The following is a 26130-nucleotide window of genomic DNA, read 5'->3' as shown; positions in this document are numbered from 1 at the left end:
TCAATAAGCCTTGTTAATTAAATAATTAAAGTATTGAATATATTCATCTATTAACTGATAGTGGCTAGCGTTTAATAATCTAGTAATATTACTTCTCGATTTTTTTAATTCATCAGCAATAGCATAGTGAGATTTATCTTCATTAACCATATATTTAAGTAAAACTTGCGCTTGTGCTCGAGTTATTTCTTTAAGTTGTATATCTAAGTATTTAGTCACTAAAGTAATGTTTTTTTGAAATTCTTTATCTGATGCGGATATTGTTAATATTTCACTTTTCATCTTATCTAATCCTTCACCCGATAAGATAAAGGCCTCACCCGTTGATGTTCTAATATCATTACGTAATGAATTAATTTGACCGATACCAATACTTTGACGAGCACAGATGTCTAGTTCGGACGTTTTCAATGCTAATTGAATGACAATAGCAACTTTAATGGCATCACAAGCGTGTAAGCAAACAAGTTGGAAGGAGTCACCGCGATATCTGTCATATTTAAGTGGTAGTTGTTCTGAGAGTAATTGAACCGTTTGCTCCAAGGTATAGAGCATAACATCATAGTTTTCAGGTGTGATGTTTCTAGAGTTTATGATATCACCTGTAATCACACTTACGATGTCTTTATTCATTAGCTTGCTCTTATCATTTTGTGAGAGAAATAGAATGAGTATAGTGATCTTTTATTCAGTTATTTAATTGAAATACCAAAGAGAATGTTACTATATTTGGTAACATGATCAAATGTTACCATATTTGGTAACTTAATAATTTATGTTATAGAGCAAGCGTGAAAAATAGGCAACAAAAAAGCCTTTTCTGGAAACCAGAAAAGGCTTTTTATAAAAATAGACCTAACTGACTAGGATCAGTTCATGCCGTATTTTTTCAGTTTCTTACGCAGTGTGCCGCGGTTAATGCCCATCATTTGCGCTGCACGCGTTTGGTTGCCACGGGTGTACTGCATTACCATGTCCAACAATGGCTGTTCAACTTCAGCCAATACTAGCTCATATAAGTCATTAACATCTTGACCGTTTAATTGAGCAAAATAGTTCTTCAGTGCTTGTTTAACTGAGTCACGTAAAGGTTTTTGGGTCACCTGATCTTGTGAATTTACGGTGGCAACTGTTAGTACGTCTGAATTTACGCGTTGTTCGAACATAGTTCTGTCAGCTCTTTTATTTATTTACGCAAAAAATTTTCGAAATATGCTTCCAACGCCTCCAGCTGTTCGCTGGCATCCTCTATGGCGTTGAAGGAGCGCCGAAACTGGTCATCAGGGGCATGTTCCTTGAGATACCAAGAGACATGCTTGCGTGCAATGCGAGTTCCTTTGCCTTGACCGTAAAAGTCGTGCAACTCACGCACATGCTTTTGCATTATTTGTTGTACCTCTGCAATCGGCAGAGGGGGCAACAGTTCACCTGTGTCCAGATAGTGCTGGATTTCCCGAAAGATCCAGGGTCTTCCCTGAGCAGCGCGACCGATCATTAAAGCATCGGCTCCAGTGTAGTCTAATACTGCTCTGGCTTTTAGCGGGTCTGTTATGTCTCCATTCGCAATAATGGGAATAGAAACATTCTGCTTAACTGTCCGAATGCTGTCGTATTCGGCTTCCCCTTTGAACAAACACTCGCGTGTACGTCCATGAATAGTAAGAGCCTGAATACCACAACGTTCAGCCAATTTGGCAATCTCTACACAGTTACGTTCATCAGGTGACCAGCCAGTACGGATCTTGAGAGTAACAGGTACATCTACCGCGTTAACCACTGCAGAGAGGATCTCTGCGACAAGGTCGGGATGACGAAGTAGTGCTGAACCCGCTAGCTTTTTATTCACCTTTTTTGCAGGGCAACCCATATTAATGTCGATAATTTGAGCGCCACTATCTGCGTTTATTTTCGCAGCTGCCGCCATATCAACGGGATCACTTCCTGCAATTTGTACGGAGCGGATCCCCAATTCATCACTATGTACCATTCGTAACCGAGACTTGTCAGTCTGCCAAACCTGAGGATTGGAAGAAAGCATTTCAGAAACTGTCATACCCGCACCCATATCATAGCAAAGCGACCGAAAAGGTCGGTCTGTAACGCCAGCCATGGGAGCCGCGATAAGGCAATTTTTTAACTGATACTGTCCGATTCGCATAGATGAAAAGAGGGCCAAACTGTGACTGCAAGGGCGCGTATATTACGCATTTTTTGCCAGATATGAAAGGACAAAGTTTAACCAAATTGCGAAAAAAAGTTACTTTTTTATACTTGATTTTTTATAAATTGATTATTTAATTAATAAAAACATAGTGTTATATGTTTTTAAAAAATTAAAATTTGATGATGTAGAATTGATAAACAAGTGGAACTAAGTGGAGTTTATCAGGCAAAAGTGTGATTAATGCCTGATAAACAATAATTAAGTAAAATTTTAACGTAATGAGATTATCTCATTTTGGTTAATATTTGTTCGGTGTTATTTTTTTACACCAGTAATACGGCACCACTCTTCTTTTTCGGCAACAGGATCTAAGTTAAATAGCCCTTCATAGGCAGCAGCTACACCTTCTGCTTGTGTCGCTAACACACCAGAAAGACCTAGATGTCCACCTTGACGAGGCAATGTACTGATAACAGGTGCAAGTTCACGCAATGGGCCGGCTAAAATATTCGCGACCACAACATCTGCAGTGAGGTTATCAGGCTGGTCTTTTGCAAGATATAATGTGAGGGCGTCAGAAACGCCATTACGTTGCGCGTTATCACGACTTGCTTGGATGGCTTGAGGATCAATATCAATACCAATTGCTTTAGCTGCACCTAATTTTAAGGCTGCAATGGCTAAAATTCCAGAACCACAACCGAAGTCGATAACCGTTTTACCCGCTAAATCTAAACCATCAAGCCACTGAAGGCATAATGAGGTAGTAGGGTGGGTACCTGTACCAAATGCCAGACCAGGGTCTAGCATGACGTTTACGGCGTTAGGATCGGGTACTTCACGCCAACTTGGGCAAATCCATAAACGCTCACCAAAACGCATCGGATGGAAGTTATCCATCCATTCACGTTCCCAATCTTTATCTTCGAGTTGTTCAATTTTGTGTAGGAAGCCCTGACCGAGTAATGGCGTGTTTTCTAACATCGCCACAACGATTTTCATGTCAGTTTCTGCATCATATAAACCGATAACGTCAGTATCACCCCAAAGACGAGTTTCACCCGGTAAAGGTTCAAAAATAGGCGTATCGTGACTATCTTGGAAAGTCACTGAAACGGCACCGCTTTCAACTAATTCATCACCAATAGCTTCTGCATTAGCGGCGGTTGCATTAAGTCTTAATTGTATCCAAGGCATAATTTGTCTCTTTAAAAACGAATTCACTGTAATGATGCTGATTGAGGCAGAGTATGCGCTCCAAATCGATTAGCCACAAGAAACGCGGCTAAGCTTAATAACAGTGATGGAATAATAGGATGGAATCCGGCTATTTGGATATTAAATGTTGCTAAGGTGGCATAGAGCGTGGCACCTGTGATCATGCCGGCAATAGCACCATAACGGTTAGCTTTCTCCCAATAAAGCCCAAGGACTAGAGGCCATAAGAAAACGGCTTGTAGGCCACCAAAAGCGAGTAAGTTAAGCCAAATAATCATTGATGGTGGGTTCCATGCGGCAAACAGCAGTAGTACACCTAAAATCAAGGTTGAAAGGCTCGATAAACGAGAGATTCGTTTTTCATTAGTGATCGCATGCGGAGCGATATTGAGATAGAGATCTTTGACCAACGTTGCTGACGATTGTAACAGTTGCGCATTTATCGTCGACATAATGGCAGCCATAGGTGCAGCAAGGAAAATACCAGCTGCAATTGGCGGTAATACCGCAACCATTAATGTTGGAATAACCTGATCTGGAACAGTCAGATCAGGAATGATTGCCCGACCTAATGCACCAGCAAAGTGCATACCAAACATTAATAATGACATCACGATTGTGCCAATAATGATCCCTTTATGCATGGCTTTACTGTCTTTGTAAGAGATACAACGTACCGCAGTATGTGGTAAGCCAATAACACCAAAACAGACCAGTACCCAGAATGATGCCATAAACGGGCCACTTAAAATCCCATCAGCCCCTTGAGGGGAGGTTAATGCAGGATCGATGGTATTGAGTTTTTGTATCGCAATATCTAATCCACCTGCTTTATAGATAATGGCAAACAGGAGAATAAATGTACCAAGCAGCATGACAAGGCCTTGTAAGGCATCGTTTAATACGCTAGCCCTAAATCCACCAATTGCGGTGTACAGCGCAATCGAGACCCCAAAAATAAGTAAGCCAAACTCATAAGGGATACCAGCTGCGGTTTCTAATAAACGTGCACCACCGATAAATTGCACTGTCATGGCACCGATAAAAGCGACTAACAGGCTTAAACTGGCAAACCAGACGAGAAAACGGCTTTTATAGCGCGCATAGAGCATGTCGTTTAAGGTAACGGCATTATAACGACGCGCTAAAATAGCAAATTTTTTCCCTAAGACCCCCAGAGAAAGCCAAATTGCAGGTAGTTGGATCATCGAAAGCAATACCCAACCAATACCATATTTATAGGCAGCACCCGGCCCACCGATAAAGGAGCTTGCACTAACATAAGTTGCAGTGATAGTCATGGCTAGCACGAAGCCACCCATTGAACGGTTACCCAAAAAATACTCGTTAAGAAACTCGCCTTTCTCGCGTTTGCGATAAGCATAAGCCGACAGCAGAAAGACCAGCAGAAGGTAGCCAATCAGTGGCACTATGACCTCAGTTTGCATCGTCATGCTCATCTCCTAACGGCATATCTTTGAAAAAATAGCGTACCATCAGATAGCACAGCAGAAAAAACAAAACAGGTAGGAATAAGCATGAAAGCTCAAACCAAAGCGGTAAACCAGTAATGCCTTGTGTGTTATCTGGTAAATAGGCGGTAATTAACCAACCCAACAAATATATAAAAGTTAAAATCAGGGCCCAAAGGGCTTCTTTGTGGGCCTGAACAAAACGTTTGTCCATCTGTTCTCCCAATCTTAATAGGGTTAAAAATGAATGGGAGGATTGTACGGGAAAGTGAGTATTGATTCAGTGAAAATTAATCACAAAGTTATAGGCTAGATTTGAGATGTGTTTATCTTATTGTTTTTAAACGCAAATAGGAATAAACGAGGTGCGGGTTTTTAATCAAAAGACGGATCATAGGCAATAAAAAAGGCATAGTGATTAAACTATGCCTTTTCTGGTTAAGTGAAGAAAATTACTTCTCAGCTAAACCTAAACGTTTTTCAAGGTAGTGAATATTTGTACCACCTTTTTGGAAATTCTCATCATTCATAATGAACTGGTGCAGTTCAATATTGGTTTTAATACCATCAATGATAAGTTCCGCCAACGCATTTTTCATACGAGAGATCGCGATTTCACGTGTTTCACCATAAGTGATCAATTTACCAATCATTGAATCATAATGAGGTGGAACAGTATAACCTGCGTAAATATGCGATTCCCAACGTACGCCAAATCCACCTGGTGAGTGGAAGCGGGTAATCGTACCTGGGCTTGGCATGAAGGTTTTTGGATCTTCTGCGTTGATACGACACTCAATTGCATGACCATGAACGTTAATTTGATCTTGCGTTACTGATAAAGGTAAGCCAGATGCAATGCGTAACTGTTCTTTGATTAAGTCGATGCCTGTGATCATCTCTGTTACTGGATGTTCAACCTGAATACGGGTGTTCATCTCAATAAAGTAGAATTCACCATTTTCATACAGGAATTCGAATGTACCTGCACCACGATAGCCGATTTCAATACATGCGTTCGCACAGCGTTCGCCGATATTTTTACGGATTTCTGGGGTAATACCCGGTGCTGGTGCCTCTTCAACCACTTTTTGGTGACGACGTTGCATGGAGCAATCACGTTCAGCCAAATAGATTGCATTACCTTGACCATCAGCCATAACTTGAATTTCAACATGGCGTGGATTTTCAAGGTATTTTTCCATGTATACCATGTCGTTGCTAAATGCCGCTTTTGCTTCCGCTCGCGTCATTGTGATGGATTGTTCCAGCTCTTTTTCAGAACGAACAACACGCATACCGCGTCCACCACCGCCACCAGAAGCTTTGATGATAACTGGGTAGCCAATACGTTTAGCAATTTCAATATTTTTTGCAGTGTCGTTACCTAAAGGACCGTCTGATCCTGGTACACAAGGAACACCTGCTTTTTTCATCGCTTCAATAGCAGAAACTTTATCACCCATTAGGCGGATGGTTTCAGCTTTGGGGCCGACAAAAATAAAGCCTGAGCGTTCAACTTGCTCTGCGAAATCAGCATTTTCAGACAGGAAACCGTATCCTGGATGAATGGCTTGTGCGCCACTGATCTCAGCCGCTGCAATAATTGCAGGGATATTTAGGTAACTTTTTGCTGAAGCAGCGGGACCAATACAGATAGTCTCGTCTGCCAGCAGAACGTGTTTTAAATCACGGTCTGCTGTGGAGTGAACGGCAACTGCTTTGATCCCAAGCTCTTTACATGCTCTTAGGATACGCAGTGCTATCTCACCACGGTTGGCAATGAGGATTTTTTCTAGCATGGACCTGCCTCGTTATTCGATAACAAAGAGTGGAGCGTCAAACTCAACGTTGTCGCCATCTTGGCAAAGGATAGATTTAACAACACCCGCTTTGTCAGATTCAATCTGGTTCATCATTTTCATTGCTTCAACGATGCACAGAGTATCGCCTACATTGACTTGCTGACCGACTTCAACAAATTTCTTAGCTTCAGGGCTTGGTGAGCGATAGAACGTTCCGACCATTGGTGAACGAACAACATGACCGCTGATTTCTTGCGTTGGTGTAGCCGCTGGTGTTTCTGGCGCTACGGGCGCAACTGCATTTGCTAATGCAGGTTGAGGAGCCGCTGGTGCCGCAAAATATTGCTGAGGAGCCATTTGACCCTGAATACCAGAGTTACGACTAATACGTACTGACTCTTCACCTTCAGAGATTTCCAGTTCAGAAATGCCAGACTCTTCGACTAGCTCGATCAGTTTTTTAATTTTACGAATATCCATGAGTTGATTCCGTACTCTTTTTGATGTTTTTTATTAAGACAAACGGCTGACCGCTGCCTGTAAAGCAAACCGATAACCTTCTGCACCTAATCCACAGATTACGCCTGTTGCGATATCAGAGAGATATGAATGGTGGCGGAAAGGTTCCCGACTGTAGACATTGGACAGGTGAATTTCAATAAATGGAATATTCACCCCTAATAATGCATCACGCAGTGCAACACTGGTATGCGTGAAAGCTGCAGGGTTGATTAATATATAATCGACATTACCCCGAGCTGCATGAATTTTATTTATCAGCTCAAATTCAGCGTTAGACTGAAAATGACTGAGTTTCACATTTAATGCCTGAGCATCTGCTGACAAACTTTGAACGATATCATCCAGAGTTAAGTGTCCGTAGGTTTCCGGCTCTCTTGTTCCAAGCAGGTTTAGATTCGGACCATTCAGGAGCAAAATATGAAAATTTTCCGACATTATGCTTCTATCTCCGTCAATTCGTCAACGAAATGACAAAATAACCTGTGCTTTTCGTTTTGTCATCTTTTATTGTATCCAATGCTACGATACATATCACAAAGTCCGACATTATAGACATTTCACAGAAGATAACAGCAAAATACTGGTCTAATCAGGGAATGAAGGGTTTATTTTGATGAAAAGTTAAAAGTTTTTACAATATTGTAAACGTGAGAAAGCAAAATAAATAGGTGACTAAAAAATAATCATAACATCACGTTATTTATTGATGTCACTGGAAATCTGAGCTTCTTTGATGCTAGTCATCAATATATGTCATAAATGTGATTCAGATCACAATTTAACATCAGTTCGACACACAAAAGCGCTTATTCTGGCACTAATTAATGCGAATTAATGCCAAAAATAAGCAGACAAAAACGGGAGAATTAGAGTTTTACTAAGGTGCGGCCTGTCACTTGATTATCCATAATCATCTGAGCATAACGTGGAACTTCATCAAGTGTAATCTCTGTCATTGCTTGTTGATAGAACGTTTCTGGTAGTAATTTTAATAAACGTTGCCAAACTTGAGCGCGTTTTTCTGCTGGGAAATAAACAGAATCAACACCTTGTAAACGAACATTACGTAAAATAAAAGGCATGACGGTTGTTGGCAAAGAAAAACCACTCGCTAATCCACAAGCTGCCACTGTGCCGTTATAGTTTGTCTGTGACAAAATATTAGCAAGAATTTGCCCACCTACGGTATCAATTGCACCCGCCCAGCGTTGTTTATCTAAAGCTTTGCCCGCGGATTCAAACTCTTCGCGAGTGATAATATTTTTGGCACCAAGTTTGCGTAAATAGTCATGGTTGCTGGCTCTGCCACTTAATGCAGTAACTTGATAGCCTAATGCTGTTAGCAAACTAATGGCAGTACTTCCTACACCACCACTGGCTCCAGTGACTAAAATATCACCGCTTTCAGGTGTGATACCGCCTTGTTCTAAGGCCATCACACAAAGCATGGCAGTAAAACCCGCAGTTCCAATGATCATGGCATTTTTTAAAGAGAGTCCTTCTGGTACGACGGTTAACCAATCACCTTTTACACCAGCCTTTTGTGCAAGACCTCCCCAGTGATTTTCACCTACTCCCCAGCCAGTTAATAAGACATGTTGACCAATGTGGAAACGAGGATCTTCGGTGTGATGAACAATACCTGAAAAATCGATACCTGGTATCATTGGGAATTGACGCAGAATTTTTCCTTTTCCGGTGATAGCAAGCCCATCTTTATAGTTAAGCGTTGAGTAATGAATATCGACAATAACTTCATGAATAAGCAGCGTTTTTTCATCAATGCTTTGTATGCTGGCACTGAGTTTTTTGTCATTTTGTTCTACTAATAATGCTTTCATTTTGACCCCTCACCGATTTCTATTTGTGTCATGATAGGTGATTTTTTAGATTTCGTCGTGATTGTGGACAATATCTATTGTAATAATGAGACAAATAATCCTTTTTTAGTGTATAAACGGGGAGTTCTACGTTTGTTGAAGCAGAGATTATTCTGAGTTTTATATCTTGGTAATTAGATAACATCGTTAATGGGTTACGATTGGATAAAAATTAGCATTTCTCTTTATTGTTCGAAACAAAGATAATGTGTTGCCTTAAAAGTATTCGAGGTGGGTACTTTGGTTGTTATCTCAGTCAACTTTGCCGATGAAACACCATTTAATATCAATAGAGTGATTGAGCTTATATAAATGAATAAATTTTATTTGAACTTGCAACGAGACTTTTGAGTCACAGTTTGGCAACGAAGTGAGATTTTTCTTTATTGATATGAACGTTGTTTGTATTGTTACATAAGTTAAATATGAACGGCGTAGGATCGAAATTATGCGTTAATCGTTCTAATTAGCCCCTTTTTATGCAGTTTTTTTCTGCTCCAATTGGGAAAAGTAACGTAGAATATTGTGCCTTTATGATTATTTACGTGTCCACTTTAATTTAAGTAGTGAATCGCGCCTTGTCGCTGCTTATTGTGGTTGATAGAGTAGACGGATTTTTCCGTCCCGGCTTGCAGGATTATCCTTTCGTATGTTTAAAAAATTTCGTGGCATGTTTTCCAACGATTTGTCTATTGACTTGGGTACCGCCAATACCCTTATTTATGTCAAAGGGCAGGGTATTGTTCTCGATGAACCCTCCGTTGTCGCTATTCGTCAAGATCGCGCTGGCACATCAAAAAGTGTTGCAGCTGTAGGGCATGAAGCGAAACAGATGTTAGGGCGTACACCCGGGAATATCGCTGCTATCCGTCCAATGAAAGACGGTGTGATTGCTGATTTTTATGTAACCGAAAAAATGCTTCAGCACTTCATAAAACAGGTTCATAACAATAGCTTTATGCGTCCAAGTCCTCGCGTATTAGTTTGTGTACCAGTAGGAGCCACTCAAGTAGAGCGCAGAGCTATTCGTGAATCTGCATTAAGTGCGGGGGCGCGTGAAGTGTTCTTAATTGAAGAACCTATGTCTGCGGCAATCGGTGCTGGTTTACCTGTTTCTGAAGCAACAGGTTCAATGGTTGTGGATATCGGTGGTGGTACAACAGAAGTTGCCGTAATTTCATTAAACGGTGTTGTTTACTCTTCTTCTGTTCGTATTGGTGGTGACCGTTTTGATGAAGCGATCATTAACTATGTGCGTCGTAACTACGGTTCACTGATTGGTGAAGCAACCGCAGAACGTATCAAACACGATATCGGTTCAGCTTATCCTTCTGACGAAGTCAATGAGATTGAAGTTCGTGGCCGTAACCTTGCAGAAGGTGTACCTCGTAGCTTTACATTAAACTCCAATGAAATCCTTGAAGCATTACAGGAGCCATTAACAGGTATCGTAAGTGCGGTCATGGTTGCATTAGAGCAATGTCCGCCAGAATTAGCCTCTGATATTTCAGAGCGCGGCATGGTGTTAACAGGCGGTGGTGCATTATTACGTAACTTAGACCGTTTATTAATGGAAGAAACAGGTATTCCTGTGATTGTTGCTGAAGATCCACTGACTTGTGTTGCTCGTGGTGGTGGTAAAGCATTAGAAATGATCGATATGCACGGTGGCGATCTGTTTAGCGAAGATTGAGACTAATTCTAACAAGGGAGAATGGATTCCCCCTTGGTGAGAATATTAACGCCTGTTCTTTTACTTCTCCGTGTGAGTGATCTTAGAGTTTATGAAGCCAATTTTTAGTCGGGGTCCTTCCCTGCAACTAAGATTAATAATCGCCGTGGTTGTCGCTATCTCTTTATTGATTGCTGATAACCGTATTGGTGCATTTTCTAAAGTCCGCCAGTATCTTGATACTGCTGTTAGTCCCTTCTATTTTCTTGCAAATGGCCCGCGTCGTTTCCTTGATCAAATTTCAGAAACATTTGCCACACGTGAGCGTTTACAATTTGAGAATCAAGCGTTAAGAAAAGAGTTATTAGTTCGTAGCGGAGAAAGCCAATTACTAGAGCAATTTAAGCAAGAGAACGCCCGTTTACGAGAATTACTTGGTTCACCACTGCGCCAAAATGAACAAATGACAGTAACACAAGTACTGTCTGGTAATAGTACGCCGTATCGAGACCAAGTGGTTATTGATAAAGGAACCAACAATGGCGTCTATGAAGGGCAACCTGTTATTAGTGATAAAGGTGTTGTAGGACAAGTCATTGCCGTAAGTGAGCTTACGAGTCGTGTGTTATTAATATGTGACACTTCTCATGCATTACCTGTACAAGTTTTGCGTAACGATATTCGTGTTATAGCTTCTGGTGCGGGCTGTGCCGATGATTTATTGTTAGAAGCATTACCTGCCAATATTGATATCCGTGTAGGCGATGTTTTAGTGACATCAGGATTGGGGGGGCGTTTCCCTGAAGGATATCCTGTTGGTGTGGTATCTTCAGTTAAAGTAGATAATCAGCGAGCTTATTCCGTGATCAATGTTCGACCTTCAGCAGAGCTACAACGTTTACGCTATTTGCTTTTGTTATGGAATACATCAGATAAAACGGGAGAGCCTCCTCTGCCTTCAGAGGTTTATCACGCGGCGAATGAGCGTTTAATGCAACTGATGCCTCAAGTTTTACCTAATTATGAACAAGCAGGGCCTCCGCTTCCTCGTTCTATGTCTCAAGAGCCATTAGGCAATACAGCTGAAGAAACTAACGGAACTGTGACGCCAGCGACAAATACGCCAGCCAATACCAATAATACAAGAAGTAGGTAGACACGATGAATCCATATCAAAGTCGTGGGCGTTGGGTTGTTTGGCTCTCTTTTCTTGTCGCATTAGTTTTACAAATTATGCCGTGGCCAGAACAGTTGGAAGTTTATCGACCTATTTGGCCCATGTTATTTCTTATTTATTGGGTAACAGCTATTCCTCACCGTGTTAGTGTCGGAACCGCATTTGTTTTGGGGATGATTATAGATTTAGTCCAAGGAACTACCTTGGGGGTCAATGCATTGGCCTATACTTTAGTGAGTTATGTCATCGCCTTTAAATATCAGCTTTTTTGTAATCTAGCGTTATGGCAACAAGCCTTAGTGGTGATGTTAAGTATTGTCGTTGTCGATCTTGCTGTATTTTGGGCGGAATTTTTACTTTCACCAGTGACTTTTCACCCTCAAGTATTCTGGAATAGTCCAGTCAGTGGTATTCTTTGGCCATGGCTTTATTTTTTGCTTCGCAAAATCCGTCACCAGTTTTTAGTTCACTAATTTATTGGATCATGGCGGTCTCTTTTGCGTTACCGTCATGAGGACATTATTTGTGACCACGCTTTACCTTGCTTCCAGCTCACCAAGAAGACGTGAACTTCTCGCGTTATTAGATGTTGAATTTAGTATTATCACGCCAGCAATTGATGAAATTTGGCAACAAGGTGAAAAACCAGAAGAGTATGTTCTTCGTTTGGCAAAAGAAAAATCACAAGAAGGTGTAAGACAAGCACCTTATGATTATCCCGTTTTGGGCTCTGATACTATTGTGGTTCATGATGGTCATATTCTTGAGAAACCTCGGGATAAATCCCATGCTGCGCAAATCCTACGTTCATTATCAGGCGCAACACATCAAGTGATGACAGCAATTGCTATCTCTAATAGAACACATACCTTGAGTCAATTAGTCGTCACACATGTCACTTTTAGAGAGATGACAGAGAGTGAAATTAGCGCGTATATTGAGTCAGGGGAGCCAATGGATAAAGCTGGCGCTTACGGTATTCAAGGAAAAGGAGGCCGTTTTGTTCAACGGATTGAGGGAAGTTATCATGCTGTTGTCGGATTACCTCTTGTTGAAACCGAAGCCTTGATAACTCAATTTTCGTCTCTAGCTAATGAGAAGGATATTTCATGACAGCAGAGTTATTAGTGAATGTGACGCCATCTGAAACTCGAGTTGCTTATATTCGTGGAGGCATACTTCAAGAAATTCATGTCGAAAGAGAAGCGAAACGAGGTATCGTCGGAAACATCTACAAAGGTCGGGTAAGTCGCGTATTACCCGGGATGCAAGCTGCATTTATTGACATCGGGCTGGATAAAGCCGCTTTTCTACATGCTTCTGATATTATGCCTCACACTGAATGTATCGCAGGTGAAGAGCAGAAAAAGTTTAATGTTCGTGATATTGCGCAACTGGTGCATCAAGGACAAGACTTAATTGTACAAGTGGTTAAAGATCCTTTAGGAACAAAAGGCGCTCGCCTGACCACTGATATTACATTGCCTTCTCGCTATTTAGTCTTTATGCCTGGTGCATCTCATGTCGGTGTTTCTCAACGAATTGATAGCGAAGAAGAGCGCGAGCGTTTAAAGCAACTCGTTGAAGAGTATTGCGATGAAAATGGGGGTTTTATTATTCGTACAGCCGCCGAAGGTGTTGGCGAGCATGAAATTAAGCAAGATGCCGCTTTTCTTAAACGCTTGTGGAATAAAATTATTGAGCGTAAGAAAAGAAATAAAACCCGCATTCAAATTTATGGTGAATTAGCTTTAGCGCAGCGTATTTTACGAGATTTTGCTGGCTCTGAATTAGATAGCATACGTGTTGATTCTAAATTAACTTATAATCAACTACAGGAATTTATTGGTGAATACATTCCTGAATTAACCGCTAAACTTGAATTGCACCAAGGGAATCAGCCTATTTTCGATCTCTATGGCGTTGAAAATGAAATTCAACGGGCTTTAGAGCGTAAAGTTGAATTAAAGTCAGGCGGTTACCTCATTATCGATCAAACAGAAGCAATGACGACGATTGATATTAATACGGGAGCTTTTGTTGGTCATCGAAATTTAGAAGAAACCATTTTCAATACTAATATTGAAGCAAGCCAAGCTATTGCTCGTCAATTACGGTTACGTAATTTAGGCGGTATCATTATTATTGACTTTATTGATATGAATAATGATGAACATAAACGCAGAGTATTGGCGTCACTAGAACAAGCGCTAAGTAAAGATAGAGTGAAAACAACGATTAATGGTTTTTCTCAACTTGGCTTAGTGGAAATGACGCGTAAAAGAACGCGGGAAAGCCTCGAACATGTTCTTTGTGATGATTGCCCAACTTGCCAAGGGCGAGGTACGGTAAAATCAGTTGAAACGGTTTGTTATGAAATCTTGCGTGAAATAGTACGTGTACATAAAACAATTGATGCAGATCGTTTCTTAGTTTATGCCTCTTCAGCAGTTGCAGAAGCCTTAAAAGGCGATGAGTCGCATGCATTAGCTGAGGTTGAAATTTTTGTTGGTAAACAAGTGAAAGTGCAAACTGAGCTACTTTATAGTCAGGAGCAATTTGATGTGGTGATGATGTAATGGATTCGCCTTCCTAATGAATATGATGGCAGAAAGGAGACAAAAATGAAGCGGCTGCCTAAATACCTGTTAGTGATAACAGTTTTTTGCCTCATCGTTTTTGCCTTGGTGTTAAGCGGGTTTCGCTATTTTCTACCTCGTTTAGATAATTATCGCCCTGAAATAGAAACGTATTTAACAAAACAACTTAATAGCCCTGTTTCAATAACGAAAATTAATGGGGAATGGCAGAATTTTGGCCCTGATATTCAAGTAAAAGGGCTTAATATTAAGAATAAAGATGTCAACGTTAGCGCAGAAAAAGTGACTTTTTCTTTTGATGTGTGGCGTTCATTATTGACCCTCCGTCCCCATTTTCGTGAGCTGACCTTTGATCAATTAGATGTCAATTACCAACGTCCTATTTTTACTGGGCAAAGTGGCGATATTACACTAACTGCACCTGATGATATTTCTTCGCTTTTTCTTGAACAATTCGATCACTTTAAGCTAGTCAAAAGCCGTTTTATTTTTCTAACCCCTTCAGGTGATACCAGTACATTACATATTCCTGAGTTGATGTGGCTGAATCAAAAAAAACGCCACCGTGCTCAAGGTGAAGTCACCCTTGATACACCGATTAATCACTATGGTGGTTTAAAAGTTCGCCTCGACCTCTATACCACGAATGAAGGCTTAATTGATAATGGTAAGGTGTTTCTTACCGCTGATGATATTGATATTTCACCTTGGCTTAGCCAATGGGTAAAAAATAATAGTGGATTAGGTGAAGCCAAAGCCAGTTTGTCTAATTGGATTGAAATTACTCAAGGGCGTATTACTGGCAGTCAGTTGCAAATTCATCAAGGTGAAATGGACTGGCGTAGTGAAGGCACTTCACATGTATTAAATGTTGAAGACTTAATATTACGTATGAGAAGGCAAGAAAATGGTTGGCTTGCGGATGTTCCTTATACTCGAAAAATTACCATGGATGGTGAAGAGTGGCCTGATGGTTATTTAGCGGTTCTTTATCAACCAAAAGAAAAACAGCATGATGAAGCATGGCGTATTCGTGCCAAGAACATTGAGTTAGATAGGTTATATGCTGTATTGCCACTGTTCTCTTTTTTAACACCGGATTTTGTTCGTCAATGGCAGTATCGCCAATTTTCTGGTGTGGTTAATGATTTTGCCTTAGATCTCACACCGGAAAACTTTGAGCAAAGTGCAATTAATCTTTCTTGGAAAAATGTGAGTTGGAAACGTTGGCAAGAGATCCCATCAGTGCAACATTTCAGCGGACAATTAAAAGGGAGCATGCAAAGTGGTGAACTTAACTTTGCCCTAGCGGACAGTGAAATAGACACCGGTAAATTGTTTAAAGCCCCCCTGAATATTGAAAAAGGGAAAGGTACGATTTATTGGACTCATTCTGGAGATGACTTATCTCTTTGGAGTGAAGGATTAGATATCCAAGCCACATCAGCGTGGGTAGCGGGTGATTTTCGTTATGAGAAACAAGGTGAGGATCAGCGGCTTTCTATACTCTCAGGCGTAAGAGTGACCAATGCAGGAGATGCATGGCGTTATCTGCCAGAAGAGTATGTTGGTAAAGCGTTAACACAATATCTCTCGGATGCAATTATTGCGGGTAATATCGACAATGGAACCTTTATTTTCCATGGTGATCCTGCCGATTTTCCTTTTGATAACCACAAAGGGTGGTTCCAAGTTTATGCCCCTGTTAAACAGGCTACGTTTAAATTTGATAGTGAATGGCCCGCATTATTTGATCTCGATATTAATCTAGATTTTAAAAATGATGGGCTATGGATGTCTTCTGCTCAAGCGAAAGTGGGTAAAGCAACAGCGACAAATTTAAGTGCAGTCATTGAAAGTTATCGACAAGAAAAGATTTTAATTAATGCGGATATTCAAGCCACAGGCGACGAGCTGAAAGAGTATTTTTTAGATTCTCAAATGGCGAGTATTGGTCATACGCTTGAAGAACTGAATGTGGCAGGAAAAATTAATGGTACATTGAAACTTGATATCCCATTTGATGGCGGTGAGGTTGTGGCTTCTGGTGATATTAATTTAAAAGATAATGATGTCACTTTGAATTTTATGGATACTACGTTAAGAGGTGTGAGTGGACAGTTTAGTTACCATAATGACAAACTTGAGAGCGATATATTAACGGCTAATTGGTTTGGGCAGCCTCTCGCTTTCTCATTTACCAGTCACAATGATACAGATAATTATCAGGTCGATGTCGGCTTAAAAGGCCAATGGGATATTCAAAAAATCCAAGGATTACCTAGCGATATTCAACAGAAATTTAGTGGTGTATTTCCATGGAATGGCAACGTTAATGTTAAGATCCCCGAAAAAGGTGATGTTGATTATCAAGTTGATTTAACCGGAAATATCAATGCATTAAGTAGCAAGTTAACAGCACCTGAAACACAAGATTTAAAAAATTCACCGCCTATTGTTATTTCTGCAAGCGGTAATAGTGAAATGTTAACTGTGAATGCAAATGCTGAAAAACAGTGGAAACTTAATAGCCAATGGGGATTAGGTAAACAGCTTCGTTTATTGCAGGGTAACCTCGTTTCTTCTAGCCTTAAATTACCAGAGTTAAGTTCACAACAACGCTTAACCATAGCGCTTAAAGGATTAGAGGGTGATAAATGGTTGCCAACATTAACCGCATTTTCATCATTAACTCCTTCTGACAATGCAATAAGTTTCCCTGATAATGTGCATATCAGTTTGCCTGATTTAAATTTTGCAGGGCAAAAATGGAATAATCCTCAAACTGAAATTATGCGCGTTAAAGAAGGTGTAAAATTTGCATTTTCAGGAAGTGAACTACGAGGTGATGTATTTATTCCTGAAGTATCAATACCTTGGAAAATAAATATTAATTATCTTTATTTTAATGGTACTTCTATAGTTCAAGAAGAGAAGCCATTAAAAATGGCTAATGTTTCTGATCCCAATATCTCGAAGTTTTCAGTGAAAGATATTCCTTCTATTGATTTTGAATGTCAGGAGTGTTGGGTTAATGGTCTGCTTTTAGGAAAAATTGAAGGTTCGTTAAAACAAAATCAGGGAACTTTATTTTTAACTGACGGTAAATTAGAAAATAGCAGCGGCGAATTGTCGGTTAATGGAGTGTGGTCTGAAGATAAGAAGGGCAATAATACAACAAAATTAATAGGAAAATTAAAAGCCGGAGAAATTGACGAAATGGCGGCCTATTTTGGTTACATTATCCCGATTATTCAGTCCCCACTTGCTGCTGAGTTCTCATTACAATGGCGTAATACACCGTGGAACTTTGAATTGGCCACTTTGCAAGGCGATATTAAATCAACGTTGGGTAAAGGACGCATAGAAAAAGTCAATGTAGGACAAGCGGGTAAATTACTACGATTGGTGAGTTTTGATGCACTTTTACGCAAATTACAGTTTGATTTTAGAGATACTTTCAGTGAGCATTTTGAATATGATTCGATTAAAAGTGAAATTACGATTAATCAAGGTATTATGAATGCAGAGAGTGTACGTGTTGATGGTGTTATTGCTGATATAGCGATAAGTGGGAAAGTGGATTTACTTAAACGAAGCATGGATCTACAAGTTGTTGTCACCCCTGAGATTTCAGCTACAGTCGGTGTTGCCACGGCTTTCGCAATAAACCCAATTGCAGGCGCCGCAGTGTTTGCGGCATCAAAGGTTCTGGGGCCACTTTGGAGTAAGATTTCAGTTATCCGTTATCATGTGACCGGAACTATGGAACAACCCAAAATTGACGAAGTACTGCGTCAGCTTAAGGAGAATCAGGCGTTATGAAAAAAGTTAATGTCGCACTTTTGCAACTTTGTAGCGGAAAAAACACAAAAAATAATCTGGCGCAAATCGAACAACAGATTAAGCAATTACCCGATTCAGTGAAGCTGGTATTAACACCTGAAAATGCGTTACTTTTTTCAAACTCTAAAGATTACCATAAACACGCTGAAATTCAGGGTGATGGGCCGTTACAAAATGCGATTGCAAAAATGGCTCAGCGTTACAAAGTGTGGATCTTAGTCGGTTCTATGCCTTTAGTTAGTCGAGATGCTCCAGATCAAATTACCAGCAGTAGTTTGGTGTTTGATGATGAGGGGGTTATTCGTGCTCGTTATGACAAAATTCATATGTTTGATGTCAGTATTGATGACGAGCAAGGCGAATATAACGAATCTTCTATTTATCAACGTGGTGAGCGCCTAACAGTCGTTGATACTCCCGTTGGGAAATTAGGTTTAACAATCTGTTATGACTTACGCTTCCCTGGTATTTTCCAAGCATTAAGAGAAAAAGGAGCAGAGATAATCTCTGTACCAGCAGCATTTACCCGTTTAACAGGGAAAGCGCACTGGGAGCCTTTATTACGCGCTCGCGCGATTGAGAATCAGTGTATTATCTTAGCGCCTGCACAAGTGGGTACACATGATACGCGCCGGACTTGGGGCCATACCATGGCGATTGATGGTTGGGGTAAAGTGTTGAAGAAGAACCCTGATGCGGTCAGTGCGTTAACGCTCAATGTTGGTGTTGATAGTTTACACGGTATGCGTGAACAGATCCGGGTTGTGAAACATAACCGTTTTCGCCCGAAACTGACCCACTTAATCAAAAAAGTTAAGGATAAAGAAGAATTATGAGTTTAGCTGTTGTCAGCGAAAGTCTGTTGGAAGCAAACAAACTTAGTTTAGATGATTTAGCATCAACACTAGAGCAGCTTGCACAGCGTCAAATTGATTATGGTGATCTTTATTTTCAGTCAAGTTATCACGAGGCTTGGATACTTGATGATCAGATTATTAAAGATGGCTCTTACAATATTGATCAAGGTGTTGGCGTTAGAGCAATTTACGGTGAAAAAACCGGTTTTGCTTATGCCGATCAACTCACGCTTAATGCACTTAATCAAAGTGCGCATGCTGCGCGAAGCATTGTTCAGGCTAAGGGTAATGGTCGTATCCATACTTTAGGTGCTATTCAACATTCTCCGCTGTACAGCTTAAACGATCCTCTGCAAAGCCTCTCTCGTGAAGAGAAAATTGCGTTACTGCATGAGGTAGATAAAGTCGCTCGCGCTGAAGATAAACGCGTTAAACAAGTGAATGCGTCATTAACGGGTGTTTATGAACATGTGCTGGTGGCTGCAACTGATGGTACTTTAGCAGCCGATGTGCGTCCTTTAGTTCGTCTTTCAGTTAGTGTGCTGGTGGAAGAAGATGGCAAACGTGAACGTGGTGCAAGTGGCGGTGGTGGTCGTTTTGGTTATGACTACTTCTTGATGAAAGTTGATGGTGAAAGCCACGCTGTGACTTATGCGCGTGAAGCGGTACGGATGGCATTAGTCAATTTATCAGCAATTGCTGCACCGGCTGGAACAATGCCTGTGGTACTAGGCGCAGGATGGCCAGGTGTGTTATTACATGAAGCGGTGGGTCATGGTTTAGAAGGTGATTTCAATCGTCGTGAAACCTCTGTATTTTCAGGTCGCCTTGGTGAAAAAGTGACTTCTGAGCTTTGTACGATTGTTGATGATGGCTCAATTGAAGGTCGTCGAGGCTCTGTTGCTATTGATGATGAAGGTGTTCCGGGTCAATACAATGTGTTAATCGAAAACGGCATCTTAAAAGGTTATATGCAAGATAAGATGAATGCTCGTTTAATGGGGGTTGCGCCGACAGGCAATGGTCGTCGTGAGTCTTATGCGCATCTTCCTATGCCTCGTATGACCAATACTTACATGTTAGCGGGTAAATCGTCACCAGAAGAGATTATTGCGAGCGTTGATCGTGGTATTTACGCACCAAACTTTGGTGGCGGTCAGGTTGATATTACATCAGGTAAATTTGTTTTCTCAACTTCAGAAGCTTATTTAATCGAGAATGGAAAAATAACGAAACCAATTAAAGGGGCAACACTGATTGGTTCAGGTATTGAAGCCATGCAACAGGTTTCTATGGTAGGTAATGATCTTGCGTTAGATAAAGGGGTTGGTGTTTGTGGTAAAGAAGGACAAAGCCTTCCTGTTGGTGTAGGGCAACCTACCTTGAAGCTTGATAAGATCACCGTAGGTGGTACAGCTTAATTTTTTTTATAGTGATTTATATGTATTCATTAAACTCCATCTTTTGATGGAGTTTTTTATCTCAGCAACAGTAAAGGTGCTAATTTATGGGTAAACGTTTATTACCAGTTATTATTGTAATTGCTGTTTTATTTGGTGTTCTTTATAAAGGTTTACTTCCAGAAACGACAGTATCGTCCTCTTCAACGTCCGTTTCTGTTCCAACATCATCGAGCAATAATAGCAATAAATCAGCGCAAATCTCACTCTCTATTGATGAAAAAACACAAGCTAATGCTGTGGCTAATTATTTACAACGTCATCAACAGTTACCGAGTTTTTATCTCACTAAAAGACAGGCAAGAGAACAAGGCTGGAATGCGAAAGAAGGCAATTTATGTGAGGTTTTGCCAGGAAGAGCAATTGGGGGCGATCGTTTTATGAATCGTGAAAAACAGCTACCAGAAGAGGCGGGACGCCAGTGGTATGAAGCTGACGTGAATTATCATTGTGGTCATCGTGGTAGTGATAGATTGCTCTATTCAAATGATGGGCTGATTTATCTCACTACCGATCATTATCGTACAATGACAAAGGTTGCCCCTTAATGAAACAGGTTATTTTTGATTTTAAGATGCTGGCAGATAGAGACGCCTTTTATCGGAATTTTGCATTGCAATTTCAGCTAGATGAGCATTTTGGTAATAACTTAGATGCATTATGGGATGTGTTAATGGGAGAAATTGAATTGCCAGTCAGTATTATTTTTAAGCATTTTCCTCATTATTCTCGTGATTTTCAACCTTTGGTGGAATTGATGCAAGAAGCACAAAGTGAGCTTGGTAAAGACGTATTGAGCTTTCATTGTGAGCATAAAATACAAAAGTAATTCAGAGTAGAATTAAGCCCTGAAAATCGCAGTGAGGCTGAGTTTACACTGCGTTTTCAGGATACTCAGGTTTTATGCTGATTCCGATAAATCTTTTAGATATTGAAACAATAAGCGGAATGATTTCGGTGGCTTATTGGCTTCTTTTTCTTTTTTTGCATTACGGATCAGTGTGCGTAATTGTTGGCGATCAGCCATTGGATAAAGCGCAACAACTTCTTCAATCACTTCATTGCCACCTTCGATAAGGCGAATTCGCAGATCTTCAAGTTTATGTAACACTAAGATCTGTTGATTGTGGCGGTTTTTTAGTTTATCGAGCGCTTGGCGGATTGGTTCTTCATCCACATTTCGCAGTAGCTTTCCAATATATTGAATTTGGCGACGGCGTGCTTCACGTTGTACTTTTTGTGCTAGTTGAATAGAAGATAATAATTTTTCATCTAATGGCACACGCTCTAGTTCTTGAGCACTTAATTCAACTAATTCAGTACCCAGTTTTTTGAGTGCTTCAGCGTCACGTTTAATTTCGCTTTTGCTGACCCAGATGATTTCGTCCTCTTCTTCCTCTTCTGACGATGTATCGTCGAATTCAGGATTGAGGTAATGCCACTCTTCAGGCTGCTTTGCCATAATAAAATTCCTGTTGCAGAGTAAGCCGGGAGTGTGATTTGGTGAATGACCAAAAGCCCGACGGGTGATAACATTCATATATCTTCTATTGTAACTGGGAAAATCGCTTGTTGACCACCTGTCAATTGATTTACTTTGCTAAAAATAAGTAAAAAGTGATGTTCTCCTTAGGAAAAATGGTTTTCAATGAATAATTCAGATCAGGTAAAACAGCTTGAAGACGCCGTCTCTCTCGCATTAGAGCTGGCATCAAAACAGTGTGATGGTGCTGAAGTCGCTATTAATAAATCAACGGGGATTAGTGTCAGTACACGTTACGGTGAAGTTGAAAATGTGGAATTTAACAGTGATGGTGCGTTAGGCATTACGGTTTATCAACAACAACGTAAAGGCAGTGCTTCTTCTACCGATTTAAGTCCTGATGCGATTAAACGCGCTGTACAAGCCGCTGTGGATATTGCACGATACACTTCAACTGACCCATATGCAGGGCCTGCGGATCAAGATTTATTAGCGTTTGATGCGCCTTTCCTTGATCTTTACCATCCTGCCGAAATTACGGCAGATAAAGCGATTGAATTAGCATCAAGAGCAGAAAAAGCCGCGTTAGACAGTGATAGTCGTATTATTAATACCGAAGGAGGCAGCTTTAATAGCCACAGTGGAACCCGTGTATTTGGTAATAGCTTGGGCTTATTAAAAAGCTATTCATCTTCACGCTATTCTATGTCGAGTTGTGTTATTGCCCGTGATGGTGAAGATATGGAGCGCGACTATGCTTACACCATTAGTCGTCGTTTTGATGATCTTGAATCACCTGAATGGGTAGGTCAAGAGTGCGCCCGTCGTACTTTATCACGCCTTGCACCTCGTAAACTCCCAACCATGAAAGCCCCTGTTATTTTTGCTGCTGATGTTGCGACAGGTATTTTTGGTCATTTAGTTGCAGCAATTAGCGGTAGCATGATTTACCGTGAATCTTCTTGCCTACTCGATAGTTTGGGCAAACAAATTTTTCCTCAATGGCTCAATATTCAAGAGCGTCCTCACTTAATGAGAGGTTTGGCATCAACACCATTTGATAGCGAAGGTGTGCGCACAACTGATGCTGACATTATTAAAGATGGCGTATTACAAGAGTGGTTATTAACTACCTATTCAGCAAGAAAGTTAGGTTTAAAAAGCAATGGCCATGCTGGTGGTATTCATAACTGGTATATCCCAGGACAAGGCCTATCATTTGATGCACTGCTAAAAGAGATGGGAACCGGGCTAGTTGTTACAGAATTGATGGGGCAAGGCGTCAGTACCGTGACGGGTGATTATTCTCGTGGAGCAAGCGGTTTTTGGGTTGAGAATGGTGAAATTCAGTATCCTGTTAGTGAAGTGACTATTGCTGGTAATTTAAAAGAGATGTGGGCAAACATTGCTACTATGGGTGATGATATTGAGATGCGCAGTAATGTTCAGTGTGGATCGTTGTTATTACCAGAAATGAGTATTGCCGGTGAGTAAATTTTAGATACTTATCGCAACCTTTAATCTCAGCCCGCAATGGGCTGAGATATCGCGTTTATCAGTGTGCTTTTCAATTTGAGAAGATAAAAATAAGACGCGAACCTTCAGCTCTGCTTAACGGTGTAATTCACCCGCAGCTTCAGGTTGGTATAGAATTTCTAATACTTTAACCTTAGTTTCAAGGCCATTAGGCAGCTTCCAACTGATCTCGTCATCAATTGCTAAACCCAGTAGTGCAGCACCCATTGGGGCCATGACTGAAAGTTCAGTGGCGCTATCTTTTAATGAAGCGGGATACACTAAAGTACGAGTACGCTCTTCATTATTTTTTAAGTCCATAAAGCGGACTTTGCTGTTCATTGTGACAATATTAGCAGGGATATCAGCTGGTGTAACAATGTCAGCACGATCTAATTCTTCATTCAATGCTTCAGCAATCGGGCTATCTGCAAATGCCGGTTGCTCTAGCAATGAATCTAAACGTTCAGCATCAAGTTCGTTGATGATAATTGTTGGCTTTGTCATACCATACTCCAATTTATTCCAATGCAAAACAACACCCCCACGGGTGAGGTGGGGGTGTTGTTAAACTCATATAAGAGATAATAGGCGGTTCTGTATAAAAAAGAAAGAGACAGTGATCACAGTCTCTTTCTGGTTATTTAGTTAAGAAATGCTAATCTATTGTTTTCTATTATGATTATTCTTCATCAAACCCTGATTCAAATAATGCGATAATAGCATCAATAGCTTCATTTTCATCACTACCAGTCACTTCTATATCAATTTGACTGCCTTGCTCTGAATCTAACATTAGCATAGCAATCACACTATCCGCTTGTGCTTCAACCCCTTCGTTGTTACGTAAAATGACGGTTGATTGAAATGTTTTGACTAAATCAAATAATTTCATTGCAGGTCTTGCATGCATACCGAGTCGATTTTTAATCGCAACTTGTCGATATTGGGTCATTTGCGTTTTTCTAGCGTTCTGTGACGTGATTGTACGTTTTTCCCTCTAGAGCGGAAATAATCGGCGAGTTGCTCAGCAACATAAACTGAACGGTGTTTACCCCCCGTACAACCAATTGCAACTGTCAAATAACTACGATTATTGGTTTCTAACATCGGCAACCAAAGTTCAAGATAGCTTCTAGTTTGATAAATAAAGTTATGAACTTCGGTGTGTCTATCTAAAAATGCCGCAACAGGGCGATCAAGACCTGTCATTGGGCGCAGTTTAGGGTCCCAATGTGGATTGGGTAAGAATCGCACATCAAAAACATAATCTGCATCAATAGGAATACCATGCTTAAAACCAAAGGATTCAAAGACCATTGTCAGCTCACGTTCACGTTTACCTAATAAACGAGTCCGCAGCATTTCTGCAAGCTCATGAACTGACATCTCAGAGGTGTCAATGATGAGATCAGCACGTGATCGCAATGGCTCAAGCAGATCACTTTCGGTATCAATTGCCATTTCTAATGAAAGGTTTTTGGTCGAAAGTGGGTGCAAGCGTCGTGTATCACTATAACGACGAATTAAAGTATTTCTATCTGCGTCTAAAAATAAGAGTTGTGGAGAATATTCAGCGGGTAAACTTTCTAGCGCTTTTTCGAAGATCTCCGGCGACTCAGGCATATTTCGGACATCAATACTGACTGCGGCAGCAGAAGCATCACGTTCAGCCAGTGTTTTTGCGAGCTCCGGTAAAAGATCAACAGGTAAGTTATCAACACAATAAAATCCCATGTCTTCAAGCGCACGCAAAGCGACTGACTTACCTGAACCAGAGCGTCCGCTGACTATCATCAGCACCATGAGGTAGCTCCCCTATAATTTCCCAGTGATGAATATCATTCCACTGTATGCTATTCGCGTCCCATTAAACCCATAGGGGTTATTCTGTGATAATCTGATAAAGCTCTTCATCACTTTGTGCGGAGCGTAGTCGGCGACATAAATTTTTGTCTGCCAACTGTTTTGCAATTAAAGACAGTGTGTGTAAATGTTCCTTACATTGTGTCGCAGGAACGAGTAATGCGAACAACAAGTCGACAGGTTGATTATCAATAGCGTCGAAGGCAATAGGTTCGCTTAGGTGAAGAAACACACCAACTACTTTTTCTGTTTCATCACTTTCAATACGTCCATGAGGGATTGCTAAACCACCCCCAATCCCTGTTGTACCGACTTTTTCACGCGTCAGTAAGGCTTCAAATATCAGCGTTTCGGGTAAATTAAGTGCTTTTGCCGCATTTTCACTGATAATTTCTAACGCGCGCTTTTTACTCGTGCAATGTACATCATTATGTGTACATGACAGAGAAAGTACGTCGCTAATATTCATCTTTGTATCGTTGTTCATTGTCTTATTCACTTAGACCAGCAAACCAGATGCCACAAAGTGACATCTGGTTTTTCGTTACTGATATTGATTAGGCGTTGGTTTAAACCGAGTCATAAACAACGCA

At 40.7% G+C, this 26130-nt stretch carries 26 protein-coding genes; 11 read left to right on the top strand and 15 right to left on the bottom strand.

Going from position 1 to position 26130, the window contains the following annotated elements; all coding sequences use genetic code 11:
• The 10 genes from DK861_RS04765 to DK861_RS04720 form a co-directional block, all read right to left on the bottom strand.
• Window positions 1-633: a hypothetical protein gene (locus DK861_RS04765; protein WP_109399368.1), complete on the bottom strand. Its 633-nt coding sequence runs from the start codon at window positions 631-633 to the stop codon at window positions 1-3.
• A gap of 236 nt (window positions 634-869) precedes the next feature.
• Window positions 870-1166 (bottom strand): DNA-binding transcriptional regulator Fis, encoded by a 297-nt coding sequence (fis, locus tag DK861_RS04760; RefSeq protein ID WP_004245342.1) that lies wholly within the window; start codon window positions 1164-1166, stop codon window positions 870-872.
• Window positions 1167-1186: 20 nt separating this feature from the next.
• Window positions 1187-2158 carry a tRNA dihydrouridine synthase DusB gene (dusB, locus tag DK861_RS04755; RefSeq protein ID WP_072063792.1) on the bottom strand — a complete coding sequence of 324 codons (972 nt, stop codon included), beginning with the start codon at window positions 2156-2158 and terminating at the stop codon, window positions 1187-1189.
• Between the two features lie 321 nt (window positions 2159-2479).
• Window positions 2480-3361, bottom strand: a complete 882-nt coding sequence (prmA, locus tag DK861_RS04750) for a 50S ribosomal protein L11 methyltransferase (protein ID WP_006535384.1) — start codon at window positions 3359-3361, stop codon at window positions 2480-2482.
• A gap of 23 nt (window positions 3362-3384) precedes the next feature.
• Window positions 3385-4830, bottom strand: coding sequence for a sodium/pantothenate symporter (gene panF / locus DK861_RS04745; RefSeq protein ID WP_109399421.1), 1446 nt, complete (start codon window positions 4828-4830; stop codon window positions 3385-3387).
• Window positions 4820-5068, bottom strand: a complete 249-nt coding sequence (locus DK861_RS04740) for a YhdT family protein (RefSeq protein ID WP_072063791.1) — start codon at window positions 5066-5068, stop codon at window positions 4820-4822. The genes panF and DK861_RS04740 overlap by 11 nt, the downstream gene beginning before the upstream one ends.
• A gap of 238 nt (window positions 5069-5306) precedes the next feature.
• The gene (gene accC / locus DK861_RS04735; protein ID WP_006535380.1) at window positions 5307-6656 is read right to left on the bottom strand and encodes an acetyl-CoA carboxylase biotin carboxylase subunit; all 1350 of its coding nucleotides are present in this window, start codon (window positions 6654-6656) and stop codon (window positions 5307-5309) included.
• Between the two features lie 12 nt (window positions 6657-6668).
• Window positions 6669-7139, bottom strand: a complete 471-nt coding sequence (accB, locus tag DK861_RS04730; protein ID WP_072063790.1) for an acetyl-CoA carboxylase biotin carboxyl carrier protein — start codon at window positions 7137-7139, stop codon at window positions 6669-6671.
• A 33-nt stretch (window positions 7140-7172) separates the two neighbouring features.
• Window positions 7173-7616: a type II 3-dehydroquinate dehydratase gene (gene aroQ, locus DK861_RS04725; RefSeq protein WP_006535378.1), complete on the bottom strand. Its 444-nt coding sequence runs from the start codon at window positions 7614-7616 to the stop codon at window positions 7173-7175.
• A 431-nt stretch (window positions 7617-8047) separates the two neighbouring features.
• Window positions 8048-9022 (bottom strand): MDR family oxidoreductase, encoded by a 975-nt coding sequence (locus DK861_RS04720; RefSeq protein WP_109399367.1) that lies wholly within the window; start codon window positions 9020-9022, stop codon window positions 8048-8050.
• Between the two features lie 688 nt (window positions 9023-9710).
• On the opposite strand from DK861_RS04720, the gene mreB reads away from it, so the two are divergent.
• The 10 genes from mreB (at window position 9711) to DK861_RS04670 (ending at window position 21502) form a co-directional block, all read left to right on the top strand.
• Window positions 9711-10754 carry a rod shape-determining protein MreB gene (gene mreB, locus DK861_RS04715; protein ID WP_023582893.1) on the top strand — a complete coding sequence of 348 codons (1044 nt, stop codon included), beginning with the start codon at window positions 9711-9713 and terminating at the stop codon, window positions 10752-10754.
• Window positions 10755-10845: 91 nt separating this feature from the next.
• Window positions 10846-11889: a rod shape-determining protein MreC gene (gene mreC / locus DK861_RS04710; RefSeq protein WP_109399366.1), complete on the top strand. Its 1044-nt coding sequence runs from the start codon at window positions 10846-10848 to the stop codon at window positions 11887-11889.
• Window positions 11890-11894: 5 nt separating this feature from the next.
• On the top strand, window positions 11895-12383 hold the full coding sequence (mreD, locus tag DK861_RS04705) for a rod shape-determining protein MreD (RefSeq protein WP_006535374.1): 489 nt from the start codon (window positions 11895-11897) through the stop codon (window positions 12381-12383).
• Between the two features lie 52 nt (window positions 12384-12435).
• Window positions 12436-13023 carry a Maf family protein gene (locus DK861_RS04700; RefSeq protein WP_072063788.1) on the top strand — a complete coding sequence of 196 codons (588 nt, stop codon included), beginning with the start codon at window positions 12436-12438 and terminating at the stop codon, window positions 13021-13023.
• Window positions 13020-14489, top strand: a complete 1470-nt coding sequence (gene rng / locus DK861_RS04695; RefSeq protein WP_072063787.1) for a ribonuclease G — start codon at window positions 13020-13022, stop codon at window positions 14487-14489. Before DK861_RS04700 ends, rng begins: the two co-directional genes overlap by 4 nt.
• Before the next feature lie 45 nt (window positions 14490-14534).
• Complete coding sequence (yhdP, locus tag DK861_RS04690) at window positions 14535-18335, top strand: AsmA2 domain-containing protein YhdP (protein ID WP_109399365.1); 3801 nt, start codon at window positions 14535-14537, stop codon at window positions 18333-18335.
• Window positions 18332-19192, top strand: a complete 861-nt coding sequence (gene nit1, locus DK861_RS04685; RefSeq protein WP_109399364.1) for a deaminated glutathione amidase — start codon at window positions 18332-18334, stop codon at window positions 19190-19192. The genes yhdP and nit1 overlap by 4 nt, the downstream gene beginning before the upstream one ends.
• The gene (gene tldD, locus DK861_RS04680; protein ID WP_109399363.1) at window positions 19189-20634 is read left to right on the top strand and encodes a metalloprotease TldD; all 1446 of its coding nucleotides are present in this window, start codon (window positions 19189-19191) and stop codon (window positions 20632-20634) included. The genes nit1 and tldD overlap by 4 nt, the downstream gene beginning before the upstream one ends.
• A gap of 86 nt (window positions 20635-20720) precedes the next feature.
• Entirely contained in the window at window positions 20721-21221 is a 501-nt protein-coding gene (locus DK861_RS04675) for a ribonuclease domain-containing protein (protein WP_109399362.1), read from the top strand.
• The gene (locus DK861_RS04670; protein ID WP_109399361.1) at window positions 21221-21502 is read left to right on the top strand and encodes a barstar family protein; all 282 of its coding nucleotides are present in this window, start codon (window positions 21221-21223) and stop codon (window positions 21500-21502) included. The genes DK861_RS04675 and DK861_RS04670 overlap by 1 nt, the downstream gene beginning before the upstream one ends.
• 72 nt (window positions 21503-21574) lie before the next feature.
• On the opposite strand, the gene yjgA is transcribed toward DK861_RS04670, so the two are convergent.
• A complete protein-coding gene (gene yjgA / locus DK861_RS04665) occupies window positions 21575-22135 on the bottom strand; it encodes a ribosome biogenesis factor YjgA (protein ID WP_072063781.1) in 561 nt (186 codons plus the stop codon).
• A gap of 186 nt (window positions 22136-22321) precedes the next feature.
• On the opposite strand from yjgA, the gene pmbA reads away from it, so the two are divergent.
• Complete coding sequence (gene pmbA, locus DK861_RS04660) at window positions 22322-23650, top strand: metalloprotease PmbA (RefSeq protein WP_109399360.1); 1329 nt, start codon at window positions 22322-22324, stop codon at window positions 23648-23650.
• A gap of 117 nt (window positions 23651-23767) precedes the next feature.
• Here the strand turns inward: pmbA and rnk are convergent, their stop codons facing one another.
• The 4 genes from rnk to ptsN form a co-directional block, all read right to left on the bottom strand.
• A complete protein-coding gene (gene rnk / locus DK861_RS04655) occupies window positions 23768-24178 on the bottom strand; it encodes a nucleoside diphosphate kinase regulator (RefSeq protein WP_006535360.1) in 411 nt (136 codons plus the stop codon).
• A 175-nt stretch (window positions 24179-24353) separates the two neighbouring features.
• On the bottom strand, window positions 24354-24626 hold the full coding sequence (gene npr / locus DK861_RS04650) for a PTS phosphocarrier protein NPr (RefSeq protein WP_006535359.1): 273 nt from the start codon (window positions 24624-24626) through the stop codon (window positions 24354-24356).
• Entirely contained in the window at window positions 24623-25477 is an 855-nt protein-coding gene (rapZ, locus tag DK861_RS04645; RefSeq protein WP_023582880.1) for an RNase adapter RapZ, read from the bottom strand. The genes npr and rapZ overlap by 4 nt, the downstream gene beginning before the upstream one ends.
• Window positions 25478-25556: 79 nt before the next feature.
• Window positions 25557-26024: a PTS IIA-like nitrogen regulatory protein PtsN gene (ptsN, locus tag DK861_RS04640; RefSeq protein WP_072063779.1), complete on the bottom strand. Its 468-nt coding sequence runs from the start codon at window positions 26022-26024 to the stop codon at window positions 25557-25559.
• Between the last annotated feature and the right edge of the window lie 106 nt (window positions 26025-26130).

Origin of the sequence: Proteus sp. TJ1640 (genome assembly GCF_003144445.1) — a bacterium.
Lineage (GTDB): Bacteria > Pseudomonadota > Gammaproteobacteria > Enterobacterales > Enterobacteriaceae > Proteus > Proteus penneri.
This window is presented reverse-complemented; position numbering and strand designations above follow the sequence as displayed.